The 18511-nt window shown below is 63.4% G+C and carries 21 protein-coding genes; 9 read left to right on the top strand and 12 right to left on the bottom strand.

The genetic code is table 11. The features are described from left to right. Nucleotide 1 precedes the first annotated feature (1 nt). From MRBLMA1_RS08870 to MRBLMA1_RS08860, 3 genes are all read right to left on the bottom strand, one after another. Entirely contained in the window at nt 2-1351 is a 1350-nt protein-coding gene (locus MRBLMA1_RS08870) for an aromatic ring-hydroxylating dioxygenase subunit alpha (RefSeq protein WP_363736194.1), read from the bottom strand. 148 nt (nt 1352-1499) lie between these two features. Further along, complete coding sequence (locus MRBLMA1_RS08865) at nt 1500-2315, bottom strand: SDR family NAD(P)-dependent oxidoreductase (RefSeq protein WP_363736193.1); 816 nt, start codon at nt 2313-2315, stop codon at nt 1500-1502. A gap of 10 nt (nt 2316-2325) precedes the next feature. Further along, a complete protein-coding gene (locus MRBLMA1_RS08860; protein ID WP_363736192.1) occupies nt 2326-2802 on the bottom strand; it encodes a PaaI family thioesterase in 477 nt (158 codons plus the stop codon). Between the two features lie 151 nt (nt 2803-2953). Between MRBLMA1_RS08860 and MRBLMA1_RS08855 the strand changes: the two genes are divergently transcribed. From MRBLMA1_RS08855 to MRBLMA1_RS08830, 6 genes are all read left to right on the top strand, one after another. Then, nucleotides 2954-3859 (top strand): crotonase/enoyl-CoA hydratase family protein, encoded by a 906-nt coding sequence (locus MRBLMA1_RS08855; protein WP_363736191.1) that lies wholly within the window; start codon nt 2954-2956, stop codon nt 3857-3859. Nucleotides 3860-3981: 122 nt separating this feature from the next. Beyond that, nucleotides 3982-4962, top strand: coding sequence for a thiamine pyrophosphate-dependent dehydrogenase E1 component subunit alpha (locus tag MRBLMA1_RS08850; protein ID WP_363736189.1), 981 nt, complete (start codon nt 3982-3984; stop codon nt 4960-4962). After that, entirely contained in the window at nt 4962-5987 is a 1026-nt protein-coding gene (locus MRBLMA1_RS08845) for an alpha-ketoacid dehydrogenase subunit beta (RefSeq protein ID WP_363736186.1), read from the top strand. Before MRBLMA1_RS08850 ends, MRBLMA1_RS08845 begins: the two co-directional genes overlap by 1 nt. A 20-nt stretch (nt 5988-6007) precedes the next feature. Beyond that, a complete protein-coding gene (locus MRBLMA1_RS08840; protein ID WP_013849477.1) occupies nt 6008-6238 on the top strand; it encodes a biotin/lipoyl-containing protein in 231 nt (76 codons plus the stop codon). Between the two features lie 5 nt (nt 6239-6243). Next, entirely contained in the window at nt 6244-6561 is a 318-nt protein-coding gene (locus tag MRBLMA1_RS08835; protein ID WP_363736183.1) for a hypothetical protein, read from the top strand. Beyond that, nucleotides 6558-7301 carry a 2-oxo acid dehydrogenase subunit E2 gene (locus MRBLMA1_RS08830; RefSeq protein ID WP_363736181.1) on the top strand — a complete coding sequence of 248 codons (744 nt, stop codon included), beginning with the start codon at nt 6558-6560 and terminating at the stop codon, nt 7299-7301. The genes MRBLMA1_RS08835 and MRBLMA1_RS08830 overlap by 4 nt, the downstream gene beginning before the upstream one ends. 81 nt (nt 7302-7382) lie before the next feature. On the opposite strand, the gene MRBLMA1_RS08825 is transcribed toward MRBLMA1_RS08830, so the two are convergent. Continuing rightward, the gene (locus MRBLMA1_RS08825; RefSeq protein ID WP_363736179.1) at nt 7383-8033 is read right to left on the bottom strand and encodes a glutathione S-transferase family protein; all 651 of its coding nucleotides are present in this window, start codon (nt 8031-8033) and stop codon (nt 7383-7385) included. Beyond that, nucleotides 8030-8932 (bottom strand): SDR family NAD(P)-dependent oxidoreductase, encoded by a 903-nt coding sequence (locus MRBLMA1_RS08820; RefSeq protein WP_363736177.1) that lies wholly within the window; start codon nt 8930-8932, stop codon nt 8030-8032. The genes MRBLMA1_RS08825 and MRBLMA1_RS08820 overlap by 4 nt, the downstream gene beginning before the upstream one ends. A 149-nt stretch (nt 8933-9081) precedes the next feature. Between MRBLMA1_RS08820 and MRBLMA1_RS08815 the strand changes: the two genes are divergently transcribed. Further along, on the top strand, nt 9082-9984 hold the full coding sequence (locus MRBLMA1_RS08815) for a LysR family transcriptional regulator (RefSeq protein ID WP_363736175.1): 903 nt from the start codon (nt 9082-9084) through the stop codon (nt 9982-9984). Nucleotides 9985-9992: 8 nt separating this feature from the next. On the opposite strand, the gene MRBLMA1_RS08810 is transcribed toward MRBLMA1_RS08815, so the two are convergent. Next, nucleotides 9993-10853 carry a TauD/TfdA dioxygenase family protein gene (locus tag MRBLMA1_RS08810; RefSeq protein ID WP_363736173.1) on the bottom strand — a complete coding sequence of 287 codons (861 nt, stop codon included), beginning with the start codon at nt 10851-10853 and terminating at the stop codon, nt 9993-9995. Nucleotides 10854-10965: 112 nt separating this feature from the next. Between MRBLMA1_RS08810 and MRBLMA1_RS08805 the strand changes: the two genes are divergently transcribed. Further along, on the top strand, nt 10966-11601 hold the full coding sequence (locus MRBLMA1_RS08805) for a TetR family transcriptional regulator (RefSeq protein WP_363736171.1): 636 nt from the start codon (nt 10966-10968) through the stop codon (nt 11599-11601). Nucleotides 11602-11624: 23 nt separating this feature from the next. Here MRBLMA1_RS08805 and MRBLMA1_RS08800 read toward each other — a convergent pair whose 3' ends face one another. The 3 genes from MRBLMA1_RS08800 to MRBLMA1_RS08790 are packed head-to-tail and all read right to left on the bottom strand — an operon-like array spanning nt 11625 to nt 13917. After that, on the bottom strand, nt 11625-12779 hold the full coding sequence (locus tag MRBLMA1_RS08800; RefSeq protein WP_363736169.1) for a thiolase: 1155 nt from the start codon (nt 12777-12779) through the stop codon (nt 11625-11627). A 2-nt stretch (nt 12780-12781) separates the two neighbouring features. Further along, nucleotides 12782-13141: a Zn-ribbon domain-containing OB-fold protein gene (locus tag MRBLMA1_RS08795; RefSeq protein WP_363736881.1), complete on the bottom strand. Its 360-nt coding sequence runs from the start codon at nt 13139-13141 to the stop codon at nt 12782-12784. 5 nt (nt 13142-13146) lie between these two features. After that, complete coding sequence (locus MRBLMA1_RS08790; protein ID WP_363736168.1) at nt 13147-13917, bottom strand: enoyl-CoA hydratase/isomerase family protein; 771 nt, start codon at nt 13915-13917, stop codon at nt 13147-13149. A 166-nt stretch (nt 13918-14083) separates the two neighbouring features. Between MRBLMA1_RS08790 and MRBLMA1_RS08785 the strand changes: the two genes are divergently transcribed. Next, nucleotides 14084-15262 (top strand): acetyl-CoA C-acyltransferase, encoded by a 1179-nt coding sequence (locus MRBLMA1_RS08785; protein WP_363736166.1) that lies wholly within the window; start codon nt 14084-14086, stop codon nt 15260-15262. A 44-nt stretch (nt 15263-15306) separates the two neighbouring features. On the opposite strand, the gene MRBLMA1_RS08780 is transcribed toward MRBLMA1_RS08785, so the two are convergent. The 3 genes from MRBLMA1_RS08780 to MRBLMA1_RS08770 form a co-directional block, all read right to left on the bottom strand. Then, the gene (locus tag MRBLMA1_RS08780) at nt 15307-15990 is read right to left on the bottom strand and encodes an SDR family NAD(P)-dependent oxidoreductase (protein ID WP_363736164.1); all 684 of its coding nucleotides are present in this window, start codon (nt 15988-15990) and stop codon (nt 15307-15309) included. Nucleotides 15991-16055: 65 nt separating this feature from the next. Continuing rightward, nucleotides 16056-16604, bottom strand: coding sequence for a nuclear transport factor 2 family protein (locus tag MRBLMA1_RS08775; protein WP_363736163.1), 549 nt, complete (start codon nt 16602-16604; stop codon nt 16056-16058). A 67-nt stretch (nt 16605-16671) separates the two neighbouring features. Beyond that, nucleotides 16672-18429 carry an N-acyl-D-amino-acid deacylase family protein gene (locus MRBLMA1_RS08770; protein ID WP_363736162.1) on the bottom strand — a complete coding sequence of 586 codons (1758 nt, stop codon included), beginning with the start codon at nt 18427-18429 and terminating at the stop codon, nt 16672-16674. Nucleotides 18430-18511 lie beyond the last annotated feature (82 nt).

The raw sequence follows: 18511 nt of genomic DNA, 5'->3' as shown, positions 1-18511 counted from the left end.
TTCATGTTCCGGGGTCGATGAACTCCCGCAGCGCGCGGTGGAAATTCGACACGCTGCGCTCCTGCACCGGATTTGTGCGTGAACCCTTGAAGCCCGTGGAACGCATGCCCCGCTGCACTTCGGTCATATTCTCAAAGTCCTGGGTCAGGATCAGGCCCCAACCGTCATGATCGCGCCAATCCTCAAAGGTCTGCCGCTCCAGCGGCGGTTCCTGCCCTTCAGGATAGAGGACCAGCGAATAGACTTCGAAGATGCATCGTTCAGGATCATTCCGGTCCGGCCGTGCGCGATAGGCCAGCATCGCGTCGGGCGCAGGCAGGAACACCATGTTGGGGAACAGATGCCAGTCGGCTCCCGCGCGCGCGATCTCCTCCGGCGTAAGCGAAGGGAAGGGGATGCCCCGTTCCTGCGCTGCCTCGAAGGCGATCTGCCCATATTTCATCAGCACGTCGAGCAGGGATGCGTCCTCGGGCAACTCATCGACAAGCCGGCCCGCCAGTTCCGACATATGCGGCGGGATGGAGGCTTTCAGATCCTCCTCCAGCATCAGGACGAAGTCCCGGACATTGCGGCGATAATCGACCCGCACGCTGGTCAGACGTGGCGATCGTTCGCCCAGGGAAATGCGTCCGGGCGCAAGTTGGTAGCTGCCATGGCGCCCTTCGGCGAAGGACAGTGCCTCATCATCGTGGACCGGCAGCAATTGGCTGTGGGTGGTCTGGACATGATAGCCTTCGTTGAAGGCTTCCAGCGCTGTCTTCCAGTTGCAATCGATTCCGGTGCGCTTGTACCAGCGATAGCGCATCTTCTCGAAGGGATAGTTGCGGAAAACCTCAGGAATGGGGGAGAGGAAATCGAGCAGGGGCTCGGCATCCTCGTCCATGCAGATGAAGACGAAACCGCCCCAGCGATCGACCCTGACCTGCGGCAGGGCGACGTCCTCGTCCTTCAGGCTGCCGTCCCAATTGTCCCGGTCGACGACATGGGCGATCGTTCCGTCGAGCTTCCAGGACCAGCCGTGAAAGCGGCAGAACAGACGGGCCGCGTGGCCGCATCCCTCCGTCAGCCGGCGTCCACGATGTTGGCACGCATTATGATAGGCCGCTATCCGTTCAGGCGCGACGCGCACGACGATGATGGATTCATCCAGTATGTCGTAAGTGACATAATCGCCGACGCGGGGGATTTCCTCTTCCCGACAGGCCATCTGCCATGCGCGGGGCCAGAGCCGCTGCTGCTCCAGACGAGCGAAATCGCGGCTGACATAATCTTCTTTCGGGATGAAATCCTCCGGTCCCGACTTCTTCCTGCATAAGATCTTCGGCTGCACCGTGCCGGATGGCTGGTTCACGATTCCCGCCCTCTCCTGTGATTGGACATCAGCTTCCCGCCTGCGCATGGCGCAAGTCAATGTCGCCGCCGCCTCGCCCTCAGATCATCGCCAGTCTGATCCCTCGCCGTCGGCCCATCAGGGCTGCGGCGCGACCCTGCACTACCGTTCACATGGCTGCTGTCGTGTCGCCATGGGCGGCGATAGAGGCCATGATCTCCTCCGTCGTGGGATTGCGGCGCAGCGTCAGGCCGCCGGTCACATGGAAGGTCTGGCCCGTCATGAAACATTCGTCGCTGGCCATGAACAGGGCCGCATTGGCGATGTCCTCCACCGTCGTGATCCGCCCCAGCGGGTATTCCTTTGCATAGGCTTCCACCATGCCCGGCACGTTGAAGCCGCCCAGCATCGGCGTGATGGTGAGGCCCGGCGCAAGGATGTTGGCGCGGATGCCATGCCTGCCATATTCATATGCGACAAAGCGCGTCATATGGTTGAGCGCGGCCTTGGCGCCCATATAGCTGCAATGATCGTCGGACATGATGTCGGCCACGGCCGAGGAGATATTGATGATCGCGCCGCCCCGTCCGTTCCGGCGTTCGCGCTTCATGGCCCCGACCATCACCTGCATGAAGAACATTCCGCCCTTGAAGATGATGGAGAGCATCGAATCGATCTGCTCCTCCGTCTCTTCCTCGAAGGGCGCGAGAAAGCCGATCGCGGCCGCATTGACGGCGATGTCGATCGCACCATGCTGCGCCAGTACAGCATCGGCCAGCGACTGGATCTGATCGCGGCTGCGGATGTCGCACGGGATGGCGGTGGCTCCGGTCGCGGCGGCGAACGCGTCCAGTCCCTCCCTGCCGCGACCTGACACGACGACATGCGCGCCTTCCTCAAGGAAGCGTTTGGCGATCGCTTGCCCCATATTGCCTTCGCGGGTCGCGCCCATGATCACTGCGACCTTGCCTGTCAGACGGCTCATGATGCTCTCCTTATTCCATATCGTTCGATGAATGCGCGATCAGCGACTCAAAGTCGGAATAGGCCAGGGACTTGCGGCGGAAGACCGCATTGGCGCGCAACGCTGTCTCGCCGTCCGCGCTGAAGCGGCATTGCGCGAAGGCAAGGTTGGGCGTCCAGCGCAGGATTTCCGCCCGCCCTTCGACCCACTGTCCCTCGACGGCGGCGCCCAGGAAATCGATGCCGAGCGAAACGGTCGGTCCACTAAGCCCGGTGATGAAGCCGACATTCAGGCCCATGACGACATCGGCCATCGTCGCCCAGGTGCCGCCATGACAATTGCCGCGCGGATTGCAGTGCTGGGGTCCGACGCGAAAGCCCATGGTGACATAGCCATCCGCTTCCTGGCGCACGTAGACGGGATCGAAGGCCCGCATGACTTCGTCCAATTGCTTCAGCCGACGGAAGCCCGCCACCATCTTCGCCTGCTCTACCCCGATGTTCCGCATGATCCGGCAGGACTGCCCCGGACACCCCTCGGGAGCAAGATGGACGGAGGGCAAGGATCACATGACCGATAGACCGGCCGGAAGGCATCGCCAGCGTGGTACATGGCGCGCTATGTTGGGCCATGATGACCTTGGAGAGCGGAATATGGGCATGAAATGGCTGAAATCGACGGACTGCATTAGCTTTGCGGTGCGCGACAATGTGGCCCGCATCACCCTGAATCGCCCTGAAAAGCGCAATGCCCTGTCGGGTCAGACGCTCAAGGAACTACATCAGGCGCTGCTGGAAGCGGACGACCGGCGCGACGCCAACGTCATCATGCTTTCGGGGGAAGGGCGCGATTTTTGCGCTGGCTATGATCTGACGGACAGCTATGGCGGTGCAGCCGACGCGGCGACGGAATATGATCCGGCCGATTACCGCAGCCGTGCAGGAACGATCGACGACGACATCTGGAACCTGGAACGGCAACAGGAACTGACCTCCATCATGCTGGACCTGCACAAGCCGATCGTGGCGAAGGTCCAGGGCAATTGCCTGGCTGGCGGCACGGACCTGGCCTTCTCCTGCGACATCGTGCTGGCGGCTGATGATGCGAAGATCGGCTTTCCCGCCGCCCGCGCGAATGGCACGCCGCCCACGAACCTGTGGTTCTACCATTGCGGACCGCAGTGGACCAAGCGCATGCTGTTCACGGGCGACACGATCAGCGGCATTGACGCGGCGCGCATCGGCCTGGTGCTGGAGGCCTATCCGGCGGCGGAACTGGATTTCGAGGCGGATGAAATGGTGCGCCGCATCGGCAGCGTCGACGCCGAGATACTCGCCACGCACAAGCGCGTCGTCAATGCGCAGATGGAACTGGCCGGCGCGAAGCAGTCCCTGCGCTATGCCGCCGAACTGGACGCCCGCGCGCATCTCAGCACTGGTCCACGCCGCAGCCAGTTCCGCAAGGACATGGCGGAAAAAGGGCTGAAGGAGGCGCTGACCAATCGCGATGCGCCATTCGGCAAGGGGCGGATCGAACTGCGCGCGCGGCGCCCCCAATCGGAATGACGGTGCCGCCGCATCCTTCACAATTGCGATATGGATCGGCCGGGGCTTTCATGCCGGGCAAAACATGGCAGATGCTGGACGCCGTATAGCAAGAATCCGGCCTTTCGAAAGGACGTCTGAAAATGACCAACAGGGCAACCCCCGATGCGGCGACCCAGATAGAAATCTACCGCCGCATGGCGCTGATCAAGGCGAATGACGAACGGTCGCGGAAGGTCATCATGAACGGGCGGCTGGTCATGCCCTATTACAGCCCGCGCGGTCAGGAGGTGATCCCCAGCGCCATTTCGGTCAATCTGACTGATGAGGATTATATCTGCACCATCTATCGCGGCAGCCATGACCAGCTTGCCAAGGGACTGCCGCTCAAGGATCTGTGGGCGGAAGTCGCCGGTCGCACGACCGGCACCTGCAAGGGCAAGGGCGGTCCGATGCACGTCACCTATCCCACCAAGGGCATCATGGTGACGACCGGCATCGTCGGATCCACCATGCCGATCGCCAATGGCCTGGCCTGGGGCTCCCAATTGCGCGGCGATGGCCGCGTGACGGTCGCTTCCTTCGGCGATGGCGCCGCCAATATCGGCGCATTCCACGAATCGCTCAATCTGGCCGCCGTCTGGAAATTGCCGGTGATCTTCGTTTGCCAGAACAATGAATGGGGCGAGCATACCGCCTATGACAAGACCAGCAACGTCAAGGTAGCCGATCGCGCCGCCGCCTATGGCATGCCGGGCGTGCGGGTGGACGGCAACGACCCATTCGAAATGTACGCCGTCGCCAACGAGGCGATCGCCCGCGCCCGCGCCGGCGAGGGGCCGACCCTGATCGAGGCGATGACCTATCGCTTCTTTGGCCACGTCTTCGGCGATGCTGACGCCTATATGGACAAGGCGCGCAAGGCCGATGCAATGGCGAACGATCCCGTTCCCCGCTTCCGCGCGTCGCTGATCGAAAGAGGCGTCGCGAGCGAGGAGCAACTGGCCGAGATGGAAGCCGCCATCGAGAAGGAGATCGACGAGGCGGTCGAATTCGCTCTGGCGAGCGACTTCCCCGGCGTGGAGGAACTGAAGCGCGACGTGTTCGCGGAGGAGATGGCCTGATGAACGCCGAGACCACAATGGCCCCTGAAAATACCGTGAAGGCCGCCAAGGCAAATATCCTCCAGGGCATCAACGCCGCCATTGCCGACGCGATGGAAGAGGATGACAATGTCATCGCGCTTGGCGAGGATCTGGCCGACCCCGAGGAGGGCGGCGTGTGCGGCGTCACCAGGGGGCTTTCCTCGCGCTTTGGCGAACATCGGGTGCGCTCCACGCCCATTTCCGAACAGGCGATCATCGGCGCGGCCATCGGTGCGAGCCTGGTGGGCTTCAAGCCCATTGCAGAGATCATGCTGATGAACTTCACGACCGTGGCGATGGACATGATCGTGAACCATGCCGCGAAGCTGCGTTTCATGTCGGGTGGCCAGACCCATGTGCCTATCGTCATCCGCACCATGACGGGGACGGGATTCGCCAGCGGCGGGCAGCATTGCGACTATCTGGAAGCCTGGTTCGCGCATACCGCGGGCATCAAGGTCGTCGCGCCTTCCAGCCCGAAGGATGCCTATGGCCTGATGCGCAGCGCCATCGATGATCCTGATCCGGTGCTGTTCATCGAGAATCTGCCGTCCTACTGGACACCTGCCGAAGCGCCGGAAAGGGGCCATCGCGTACCCATCGGCAAGGCCAATGTGCTGAGCGAAGGCAGCGATGTCACCATCATCGCCTATGCGCGCATGATCCAGGAGGCGATGCCCGCCGTCGCGAAGCTGAAGGAGGCGGGCATTTCCGCCGAGCTGATCGACCTGCGCACCATCGCGCCCTGGGACAAGGAAACGGTGGTGAACTCCGTCGCCCGGACCGGCCGCGCCATCATCGTGCATGAGGCGGTGACGCCCTTTGGCGCCGGCGCGGAAATCGCGGCCGTGCTGAACGAGGAACTGTTCGGCAAGCTCAAGGCTCCGGTCAAGCGGCTGGGCGGCGCATTCTGCCCGGTTCCGTTCTCCAAGCCGCTGGAAACCGCATTTGCCCCGCAGACCGCGGACATCGTCGCGGCTGCTGAAGCCATCATCAAATCCTAATATCGCGCAGGGAGTTTTCCATGGCTGTTGAAGTATTGCTGCCCAAGATCGGTTTCTCGATGAACGAAGGCACGCTGGCCGAATGGCTGGTGGAAGATGGCGGCCAGGCCGTCGAGGGCCAGCCGCTCTATGCGCTGGAATCGGAAAAATCCACGCAGGAAGTGGAAAGCCCCGCCAGCGGCACTCTCAAGATCATTGCCCAGATCGGGGAAACCTATGAGGTCGGCACCCTTCTGGCGACGATCGAGTAATCGGCATGCGTTATATCCTGCATGTGACCTCGCGCGCGGTACCCGGGCGCGAGGCGGAATATGACCGCTGGTACGAAGATGTTCACTCCGCCGAGATGTGCCGGTTGCCGGGCATATTGTCCTGCACCCGGTACAGGGAACTGGACATGAGCGGCGTCGAAACCGGCCTGTTCGTTGCCGATTACGAGGTCGAGACGAATGATCCAGCGGCCTTGCTGGAAAGCGTTTTCGCGGCGGCCCCGACTATGCAGTTGACCGACTCCATAGATTTGGAAAGCCCCCGCTTCACATTCCTCAAGCCGACGGGATCCCAGCACATATGAGCGATTTGCTCGCAGGTCTTGCGCCCTGGCCGACGGGCGATTTCTCGGTCTTCGGCGAGGTCGAGCAGCGGCCTCTCAGCAAGATCCAGAAGTTCGTCGCGGCGTTCCTGGGTCGTAACTGGGTCGCCATTCCGCACGTCACTCATCAGGATGAGGCGGACATCACGGCTCTGGAGGAAAGGCGCAAGGCCCATAATGCCGGCGGCGGTACAAAGCTGACGGCGGTGCCGCTGCTTGTGAAGGCGCTGGCCGATGGCCTGGCTGCCTTTCCGCAGTTCAACGCCTCGCTCGATCCGGCGAGCGCCACGCTGACGCTCAAGAAATATGTGCATGTCGGCGTGGCGGTCGATACGCCCGGCGGCCTGCTGGTGCCTGTCATCCGCGACTGCGACCGTAAGTCCGTGACGCAGATTGCGGAGGAAATCGTCGCCTTGTCGGAGAAGGCACGAACGAAGGGCCTGTCCATGGCGGAAATGTCCGGCGGCTGTATCACCCTGACCTCACTGGGGCATATCGGCGGAACCGGGTTCACGCCTATCGTCAATGCGCCGGAAGTCGCGATCCTGGGCGTCACCCGCGCGCGGCCCGTTCCGGTTCCGGCTGACGACGGGGGGATTGCCTGGCGGCAGATGCTGCCTTTGTCTCTCAGCTACGATCATCGCGTCATCAACGGCGCCGATGCGGCGCGCTTCTGCCGCTTCATTGCCGACAGGCTGGCCTCCGCCGAACTTTTCGCCTGAAGCCTGATCGCGATTTTGACGACTGCCTGCTTTTGGCGGATCGACATGGGGCGGAACTGCCTCATGTCGATCCGCCGAATATCACCGGCCCGCTCTCATGGCCGCAAGTGCGGCCGCCGTTTCGTTCCAGATCGTTCCCATATCCGGGTGCTGGCGCGCCTTTTCCTGGTAGCCGGCAAGATTGCGACGGTCAGCAAGTGGATCGTCCAGTTCAAAGATGCTGGCGACGACCTCGCAGAGCAAAAGGCTGGGCAGCAGGACGCAGTCCGCCTTGCTGATGGCGCCGCCCACGGCGAACATGGCGTCGGTCACGAATTGATCGCAAAGCCCCAGGCCGTTGCGCCAGTTGGCGATCTCAGCCGCGGTCACCGCTTCGTCCCTGGTTGCTGGATCCATCTGTTTGAACAGGCGGGACATGGCGGGCGTCGCATAGAGTTCGAAACTGCGGATGATGTTTCGCATCCGCACCCGTTCAGCCGGGTCCGAGGGCATCAGGGAAGGCGCCGGGAACTGTTCGTCCAGATAGTCCAGGATAGTTTCGGACTCGGCGATCGCCAGCCCTTCGTCTGTCACCAGCACCGGCAATTTGCCGATGGGATTGATCGCAAGATATTCGGGCGACCGCGTGCTGCCGCCCGGTGGCGGTTGCATGTCATAGCCCAGCTTCTTGACGCGCAGGGCCAGCCGGACGCGCGCCGCGAAGGGCGAAAGAGTGACGGCGTAGAGGATCATGCGTCGTCTCCTTCGTGATAGAGGTGCGCCAGCGTTCCGGCGAGCGGCGTCGGCACGAAGCCATCGCCAAAGGGCCATTCGATCATGCCCGCCGCCGCCATGGTGCCGCCGTCGACGTGCATTGTCATGCCCGACACGAAAGTCGACAGGTCCGAACCCAGAAACAGAACGGCGTTCGCCAGGGCGTCGACCGGCGGTTGCTCTCCCCTGGGGATGTACATCTCCATCCCCTTGCCCCTGACATGGGCAGGCAGTTTCGCAAAGCCCTCCGCGAAGGAGGGAGGCATGGCAGCCACATTGCCCTGGCTCAGGGTCGTGTCCGGGGCGATGCAACTGACGCGGATCCTGTCCTTGCCCAGTTCGACCGCCATCGAGCGGGTGAAGTTGGTGGTCGCCGCCTTGGCGCCTGCATAGACAGAGAAGCTGGCGGCGCCGCGATGCGCCTCTATCGTGGTGAAATTGATGATGCTGCCGCCGTCGCCGGAACGCTTGATCAGCGGCACTGCACGCTGCACCGACTGGACCACATAGCCGTAATTGCGGTGAATATCGCGCGCGATGTCGGCCCGACTCGCTTCGGAAAGCAATTGCCTTCTGGTTCCGCCCGCCACGTTCACCACTATGTCGAGGCGCGGATAGGCGCGTTCGACATTGTCGTAAAAGGCGTCGAGCGCCGCTTCGTCGGTGGCATCCGCGGTCATGGCCGTGACCCGACGGCCCACCGCCTTGATCGCGCGCTCTGTGTCGGTCAGCGCCGCCGCATCGATGTCGCAGATCGCCAGGTCCACACCCGCCTTGGCCAATGCCAGCGAAATGCCGGCGCCAATGCCGCCGCCACCGCCGATAATGGCGGCCACTTTCCCTGCCAGATTGGCGCGCTCATCCAGAAAACCGCTCATTCCAGGCTCCTCTCTCTGCAGGGTTGTTGCAAGGTTGCATGCAAAACGGCAAGGCCGCCGCCACAGGCATCAAAAGGCCGATGGGACGGGCAGGATGCCTGTGTCGCGCGCGATTTCGATGTAGGATGCATGCGAAGCGGGAGCTGAAGATGGATCGACTGACGGCGATGGAGGCCTTTGTGGCGGTGGCCGAGGCCGGCTCCTTCACGAGGGCTGCGCTGCGCCTCAACATCTCCACGCCCATGGTCACCCTGCATGTGAGGAGGCTGGAGGAACATCTGGGCGTGCGCTTGTTCAACCGGTCGACCCGCCGGGTAGATCTGACCGTGGAGGGCGGCCATTATCTGACCTATGCGCATGCCGCGCTGGACGCGGTGGCCACGGCGGACATGGCGGTACGGCCGGGGGCTGGCATAGCGGGGCGCGTGCGACTGGACGCTCCGGCCTCCATGGGACAAGCGTTCATCATGCCGGCGCTCGCGGAATTCCAGCGGCTCCATCCCCGATTGATCCTGGACCTGACGCTGGGCGACCGGGGGACGCTCTTTCGCGTCGACGGTTTTGATTTGGTCATACGGGCGGGCGAGGTGCCGCCGACTGGATGGAAGACCGTGAAGCTGGGCACGACGCGGCTCGTCTGCCTTGCATCGCCCGATTATATCGCACAGCACGGGCAGCCGACGAAAGCCGACGATCTGGCCCATCACCGGACGATCCTCTATGCCAGCGTGGAGACGCCGGGCGGCAATCCGCTGCAACTGCGGCAGGGTGACCGCACGATAAGGGTGCGGTCGCCCACGGCTTTCACCTTCAACGATGGCGCGGCGATACTTTCGGCCACTCTGGCGGGCCTGGGGATCGGCCAGACATTGGAGATGCTGGCGCGCGATCATATCCATGCCGGTCGCCTGATCCCCCTGCTGCCCGAAGCGAACTGGCCCCGGCTGCCCGTCGTGCTGATGGGCGCGCCGGATCGTATCGCCCTGCCGCATGTTCAAGCCGCGCTTGCCTTCCTGACCAACCGGATCGACTGGAACATCGATCCGGATTGATACGCCTCTCAGGCGGCGAGGTCGGCCGCCTTGCACAGTGCGGGCACGCCCTTTGTACTGATCCGGTAGAGCAGTCGGCGCTTGCCGATTTCGTCGGAATATTCGATCGGCGTGGCGCTGTGCAGGACCTGGAAATTGTCCCACAGGAAGATGTCGCCCGTTTCCACCTTGTAGCGCGTCACGAACTGGGGCTGGGTGCAATGGGCACGCAATTCATTGATCAGCGCGCGTCCCTCGTCGGTTTCCAGTCCCTCGGCCCCGAAGGCCGAACCGGACGTGTAGAGTGCCTTTCGCGCCGTGACCGGATGGCGCATCACCAGCGGATGCGAAACAATGCCGTGGCGGGCCGTATTTTCGGGAATGAACGGGATCTTCTCACCTGGCAGGGCAGGCGATCCGCCCAGGCAATGCAAGCCGGTAAGACCGTCGATCCGGGCCTTCATGTCTTCGTCCAGCGCATCATAGGCCAGAGCGGTGCTGGCGATCAGCGTTTCGCCGCCCTCGGCGGGCGTTTCCACGCCATAGAGCATCGTCACGCTGGCAGGCACAGCCTCATAACTGCTGTCCTGGTGCCAGAATTTGGCGCCGTCGCGATAGCGTTCAGGCGTGGCGGCAGCATTGGTGATCCGGATCATCTCCGGAAAATCATCTTTCCTGTGGGTTGGCAGGTGGAACATCAGCGGTTGGCCCCATTGATGGCCAAAGGCGACATAGTCCGCATCCGCCAGCTGCTGGCCGCGTATCGCGAGAATCTGATGTTCATGCAGCGCCCCGATCAATGCCCGCAGGGTTTCCTCGCCCTGCGGCTTGGAGAGGTCGACGCCTTCAACGATGGCGCCGAAGGGACCGGGCATGGCGGTGATGATCACGGGAATACTCCTCTCAACTTTCTTCCCCGCCATTATAGCTTTGCTTCGAAATAAAGCAAATGATTTAATTGAGGGGCTGGTCATAAGGGGCAAGCAGGCTACAAGGCCTTCCATGACGTCAACCCCCCGCAGCGAGAGCACCAAAAGGCAGCTCTGCCTTGCCGCGGAAACGCTGGTGGCCGAAGCAGGGATCGGGGTGGCGACCCTGCGGGCGATCGCGCTTGCCGCCGGGCAGAAAAATACTGCCGCCGTCAGCTATCATTTCGGCAGCGTGGAAGAGTTGCTGCGCGCTGTCGTCGATATGCGGCTGCGGGATACGGAGGCGGACCGCGCCCGGATGATCGGGGAAAGCGGGCCGTCGCTGGAACATCTCGACGCCTTCACCGCCTGGCGCTGCATGATGCGGCCCTATTTCCTGCTCCGTGACGAACAGGCGCCCCATGCCCATATCCGCTTCATGATGCACATGAGCGCGGCCGGCCTGCTCAGCGATCCGTTTGACGCGGCCGTCCCGCGACCCGGCGCGCCCAGCATAGCGGCCCTGCTGGAACGGCTGCACGCTGCGCTGGCCTGGCTGCCGCCGCAACTGGGTCGGGCGCGGATAGCATTGGCTGGCACGATGATGTGGAACGCCGTCGCGCTGTTCGACAAGAACAGCTTTGGCGAGGAACAGCCCGCCCTGGAGATGGAGGCGTTGCTTGCAGATGTGGAAAATCTGGTCAGCCTGGTCCTGAGCGCGCCCGCCTGAAGGAGGGCAGGCGCGGGCTCCCCTTACAGGGTTTCGGGCGTTCCCAGCACGACCGTCGCTTCACTGGACAGCACCCCGCCATTGCCATGGGCGAGGGCAAGCCGGGCATTTTCGACCTGCCGCTCGCCGCATTCGCCGCGAAGTTGCCGCGTGGCCTCCACCAGCAGGAACAGGCCATACATGCCCGGATGCACACAGGACAGGCCGCCGCCATTGGTGTTGAGCGCCAGACCGCCGCCCGGCGCGACATGCCCGTTTGAGACAAACCGCCCACCTTCGCCCTTGGGACAGAAGCCAAGATCCTCCAGGAACAGGATGGGCGTGATGGTGAATGCATCGTAGAGCATCACCACATCCATGTCGGCGGGTCCGACGCCGGCCTGGGCGAAGGCCTGCGGGCCGGAAATTGCGGCTCCCGTCACGGTAAGATCGGGCATGGAGCTGATTTCGCGATGGGTGACGGCATGGGCCGCGCCCAGCACATGGACCGGCGCCCTGGCGCAATCCCTTGCCCGGTCGGCGCGGACCATCACCACGGCCGCCGCGCCGTCGTTGAACAGGCAGCAATCGCGCACCGTCAGGGGATCGGACACCATGCGCGCCTTCAGCACATCCTCCACGCTCAACGGATCCCGTACCGCGGCCTCAGGATTCAGTTGCGCCCATTGCCGCGCCGCGACCGCCACTTCGGCCAGTTGCTCGCGGGTGGTGTCGTAAAGATGCATGTGCCGGCTTGCAGCCAGCGCATAGGAGGAGAGGGGAGCCAGCGGCTTATAAAGCGCTTCCCACGGGCTTTGGCGCGTCATGCCGACGCCCGGGGGCGGATTGCTGGCGGGATTGGACCCATAGGCGATCAGCGCGCAATCGATCAGACCGGCCTCAAGTGCCAGTGCCGCCTGCTGGACATAGACCTCGAAAGCGGAACCGCCCGTGCGGTTGCAGTCGGTGACCTTGGGCGTCAGGCCCAGATATTCGGCCAGCTCCATGCCACCCAGCGCCTCATAGGGCGCGGAGGTGTAGACCGCATCCACTTCCGCCAGGGAAATGCCCGCGTCGGCCAGCGCCAGCAGCGCGGCCCTGGCCGCCATGTCCACGGCCGAAACGCCGGGACACAGGCCAATGCCATAGGTGGACGCGCCGACGATCGCGGCGCGACCGCGCGGGAAACCGTTTCTCATGTTCATGCGGGCACGAAGACGAGCAAAGGCTTGTCCCCCTCGTTGATGATGCTGGCCTTGACCGCCATGCCGATATGAATGTCGTCGACCGGCACGCCGTCGACACGGCTCATCAGCCGCGGTCCTTCGGCGAGGTCGACCAGCACGACGCTGTAGCTGTCGGCCGGATCCTTCTTGCGCACGATGGTGACCGCATGCACCGTTCCCGCCCCCGACGCGGGCACCCATTCCAGATCTTCGGCGCCCGTGCCGGGCTCCGCCACGCGGGGATAGAAGACATGGCCCCCGGTCGACCGGCTGCGCTGTATCATGAAACGCCCCTCTGCCAGGTGCGCGCGCCATTCCGCTTCGGGCTGGAGCATCTGCGTCACTCGCCCCTGAACTGCGGCTTGCGCTTTTCGCGGAAGGCGAGCAGCCCTTCCTCATGGTCTTCCGTCCGGCTCATCAGAGGCTGGATCGAAGCTTCCAGTTCCAGATATTGCTCAAAGCCGGTGTTCCAGCTCAGTTCGAACTGCCGCTTGGCCATCCCCATGGCAATGGTGGGTCCGGATGCGAAGCTTTGCGCCAGTTCCATGGCCCGGTCCATCAGCGAATCCTGGGCGACCTTTTCATAGGCGATGCCCGCCGCCACCGCTTCGTCGGCGCGGACGATACGGCCGGAATAGACCAGTTCCTTGGCCTTCTGCACGCCCAGCAACTGGCGGAGGTGCCAGACAAGACCACCATCGGGCGCCAGCGCGATGTTGCGGAATATCGCGGCGAAGCGGGCCTGTTCACCGGCGAGCACGATGTCGCAGGCAAGCGCATAGGAGAAGCCGACGCCCACGCACACGCCCGGCACCGCAGCGATCGTGGGCTTCTTGAGCGAATAAATGGCCTTGGCGATCCGATTGAGGGTGTACATCCGGTCCATCGAGCCGGTGACGCCGCCCTTGCCCATGCCGGTCACGTCCATGCCCGAACAGAAGTCGCCGCCGGCGCCCGTCAGGATTACGGCGCGGACGTCATGGTCCATGGCGATATCTTCGAACGCGCCATATAGCTGTCCGCGCATTTCCTGGGTGATGGCATTTTTCGTCTCTGGGCGGTTCAGCGTGACGATCGCGACCGGACCCTGCTTTTCGACGGTAATGGTCATTGTGAAGCGCTCCCTGCTTCGGAATCAACCATGCTTTGTGAACCTGCGCGGGCTGGGTCAAGCACGTTCGCCTGCTTCATCAAAGACGTGATGAGGCCGACGCGTTATGGAAAGCGGCCGGCCCAAACCCTATCTGCTCGTCAGCTTCTGACGGGAGATTTCGGGCATGAAGGATGCAGCGATCGTCGCGACGGCGCGTACGCCGATCGGCAAGGCGCACCGGGGCGCGCTCAATAATATTCATGGCGCGACGCTGGCGGCGCACTCGATCCGCGCGGCTGTGGAACGTGCCGGGATCGACCCGGCGGAGATCGATGACGTGCTGCTGGGCTCTGCCCGATGCGAAGGCGCGGTGGGATCGAACATCGCACGGCAGGCCGCGTTGCGCGCGGGGCTGCCGATCAGCGTGTGCGGCATGACGCTTGACCGCAAATGTTCGTCCGGGCTCCAGACCATTGCGATCGCCGCGCAACGGATCCGGGGCGGGGAAGGGGGCGTCTATGTGGCAGGAGGCGTCGAAACGGTCAGCCTTGTCGACCCGCACCGCAATGTCTTCCGCAACAAGGACGAGTGGCTGCTCGAACACAAGCCCGAAATCTATATGGCAATGAACCTGACGGGCGATATCGTGGCCCGGCGCTATGGCGTCAGCCGCGAAGCGCAGGATGCATTCGCCATGACGAGCCAGGCGCGCACGGCGACGGCCCAGGAAAAGGGCTGGTTCGATGATGAGATAGTGCCGATCACCGCGACGAAGAATGTCGTGGACAAGGCTCTTGCCGTCACGGGCCAGGAAGAGGTCACGCTGACGCAGGACGAATGCAACCGGCCCGGCACGGATATGGACGGGCTTGCACGCCTCAAGCCCCTGTTCGAAGGGGGATCGGTGACGGCGGGCAATTGCAGCCAGCTGTCCGACGGTTCCAGTGCGTGCGTCATCATGGACGCGGATGAGGCCGCGCGGCGCGGCTTGCCGATCCTGGGCCTTTACAAGGGCATGCAGGTCGCCGGTTGCGAGCCGGACGAAATGGGCATCGGCCCGGTCTTCGCAGTGCCGAAGCTGCTCGACCGGATGGGACTTTCCGTGTCGGACGTGGACATTTGGGAACTGAATGAGGCTTATGCCAGCCAGGCGCTCTATTGCATCGACCGGCTGGGCATCGATCCCGCCAGGGTCAATGTCGACGGGGGTGCCATTTCGATTGGGCATCCGTTCGGCATGACCGGATCGCGCATGACCGGCCATGCCCTGCTGGCGGGCAAGCGGCTGGGCGCGAAGAACGCCGTCGTCACCATGTGCATCGGCGGCGGCATGGGCGCGGCGGCGTTGTTCGAGATCGTCTGACGGACCAGCGTGCAGCCTGCCCGACGGCCGTCAAATGGGGCGTTTCAGCCGCCCTTTGCCACGGGGATCAACGCGCCGCTGATGGATCGCGCGGCCGGGGAAGCCAGGAACTGGATGACCTCTGCGATGGCGGCCGGTTGCACCCATTGGCTGAAGTCCGCGTCGGGCATGTCCGCCCGGTTGGTCGGCGTGTCGATGATGCTGGGCAGGATCGCGTTCACCGTGATGTCCTTGCCGGACAGTTCAGCCGCCAAGCTCTCGGTCAGCTTGTGCACGGCCATTTTCGACGCGGCATAGCCGCCCATGCCTGCCGCTGCGACCACGGCGCCGCCCGCGCCGATGTTGATGATGCGGGCTTGCCGCGCCTTCTCCAGTTCCGGTAGAGCAGCCTTGGTCATGTTGACGCAGGTCGTTGCGTTCATCGCGAACATGCGGTTCCACGTCGCGCTGCCCCCATCGGCCAGCGTCTCCCATATGAATCCGCCCGCGACATTGACCAGTACGTCGATCGACCCCATCGCGCCCACGATTTCCACCACCAGCTTCTGCGTCGCGGCATAGTCGGTCAGATCGACGCCGCCGAAATCGCGGCAGCCCGTCGGAGTTTCGGCGGGAGCGGGGGCATAATCGACCCGCGCCACCCTGTCGCCAGCGGCCGCGAAGGCGGCAGCGACGGCGCCGCCCAATATCCCGAAAGCGCCGGTAACGACGACGGTCCGTGATGTCATGCAATATCCCTCGATCTGATGTTGAACTTGTCCTGCCTATATCCTCAGCGGAGCAGGAACGACAATCATTCGTCCCTTGCCTTGCGGACCAGTGGCCGGACATAGGAAATGTCCCCTTTGTCGCGCCGGTTCGGCCCCGTGCTGAAAATACGGGCTTTCCATTCGTCCGGAATCTCGGCGGCCGTCAGCGTCGCCGTCATTTCATTGACGCAGACCCTGTCGGCGATGCGCCATTCACCGTTGCGCTTTTCAAACCGATCCACATAGCGGCCGAAACTGAGCTGCGGCGGCGCGCCCTTATTCTCGCCCCAGAAAGTGTAATAGGTTTCGCCATGCGCCGTGTCGCCGTCGATCTCGACCGTATGGTTGCTGATCGCATGGTGATGCTTCGTCTGGAATTCGCCATGCCATCCGATTGCCCAGTCGACGAAATCGGCGGCATAGCCCTCCGCAACGCCATGGTCGTCGAAGGCGTCCGGCCAATAGGCGGAAAGCATCAGTTCGCGGTCATGCCGGTCGACGCCCCGCGTATAGCGCAGCAGGCAGTCCTGGATGGCGGTGCGATCCTTCATTTCCTGAAGGAAGGCGAACATGTCGGGCGTAAGTTCTGTCATGGCGATTCCCTCTGCGCTGGCGGTTCATGGCGGGCGAGACGGTTGATCCGCATCGCCCGCCAGGCCGTCAGGCGGGTTCCAGTGTCTGTGCGGAAGCGATCTTCGGCGCTTCCTTGCCCCCGCGCACGAGGCGGCCGGGCAGGGCGCCTGTGGAACGGCCGTTGCGATAGGTCACTACCCCGCTCACGATGGTCGCATCATAGCCGTCTGCCCGCTGTTGCAGGCGGCGGCCGCCAGTCGGCAGGTTGTAGACCACATGGGGCGCGTAGAGGTGGAGCCTTTCCATGTCGATGACATTGAGGTCCGCCTTGTACCCCGGCCTGATCAGGCCGCGGTCATGCAGCCCGACGGCATAGGAGGGTTCGTAGGTCAGCTTTCGCACGGCGTAGGGCAACTCAATCTTCTTGTCGTCCCTCGCGTCGCGCACCCAATAGGTCAGGAAATAGGTCGTATAGGCCGCATCGCAGATCATGCTGTAATGCGCACCGCCATCGCCCAGCGCCGGGAAGGTCCGGTCGTTCCTCACCAGATTGCGGCCGGAACTTTCGAACTTATCCCCCTCCGAATTGCCGAGAGGCCGATAAAGTACCTCCCGCCCGTCGCGCTGGAGCAAGGCGTCATAGATCAGCTCCCTGGGGTCGACGCCCATGGCACGGGCGCGGGCGCCGATGCTCTCGTCGCTGCGGGGATTATAGTTCGGCGGATTGCCCAGGACGAACATGGAATCCAGATCGGAGATGACATAGACGAAAAAGGCCTGCGGGTCGGTCGGTTCCTCGGCGATCAGCTTCTTGCGGAAGGCGGGATCGCGCATCCGCTCCACCTTTTCCTCCAGCGGCAGATGTTCGATCTCGCGGAAGCTGGGGTTGAAGGAGAAGGGGTGCATGGACAGTTCAAGGCCCAGCAGAGCGCCGGTCGGGCGCGGGATGATCTGGCCGCGCACCTCCAGCCCCTGTTCCTTGGAACGCTCCAGCCGGGACACCATTTCCTGCCAGTCGCCCTCGCCCACGGGTGTCTGCATGAAGGTGAAGGAAACCGGCCGTCCCGACGTCCGCGCAATGTCGTCCAGCAGGTCCATGCGTTCGGCCGCCGTCACGTCATAGCTGGGCACCATCTGGAAAACGCCCTTGCCGGCGTCGCGCAGCCCCTGGGCAAGCGCCAGCACTTCCTGATCCTCGCTCTTGACCGAAGGGGCCGGGCGACCGTCGCGGAACTGGTGCGCATAGCTGCGCGAGGTGGTGACGCCAAGGGCGCCCGCCTCGATCGCTTCTGCCGTCAGGCGACGCATTTCCGCCAGATCCTCTTGCGTCGGCGGCTCCAGATTGGCGCCGCGCTCGCCCATGACGTAGACGCGGAGCGGGCTGTGTGGCAATTGCGCGGCGAAGTCGATGTCGCTTTCGCGTTGTTCGAGCGCGTCCAGATATTCCGGGAAGGTTTCCCAGTTGAACGGCACGCCTTCGGCCATGACGACTTCGGGAATGTCCTCAACGCCCTCCATCAGTTTGATCATCAGCTTGCGATGTTCAGGGCGGGAGGGGGCAAAGCCCACGCCGCAATTGCCCATGACCACCGTTGTCACGCCATGATCGGATGACGGGGCCAACCTGTTTTCCCAGGTGATCTGCCCGTCATAATGGGTGTGCACGTCGACAAAGCCCGGAGTGACGATGCGGCCCGACGCGTCGATCTCCTCCCTTCCGCTGCCCTCCACGTCGCCGACCGCGACGATCACCCCGCCATTGATGGCGATGTCGGCGAGGAAGGGCTCTCCACCGCTGCCATCATATATCTTACCCCCCCGGATGATCAGGTCATAATCGGGCATAGCGATTCCTCTCAGCTTGGTCTCGGCGGTGCGTGATTGGGCAATATGATCGCAACGCCTGCTTCGCGCGGCCGTTGCATCC

The sequence above is a fragment of the Sphingobium sp. LMA1-1-1.1 genome, assembly GCF_040676365.1.
Lineage (GTDB): Bacteria > Pseudomonadota > Alphaproteobacteria > Sphingomonadales > Sphingomonadaceae > Sphingobium.
This window is presented reverse-complemented; position numbering and strand designations above follow the sequence as displayed.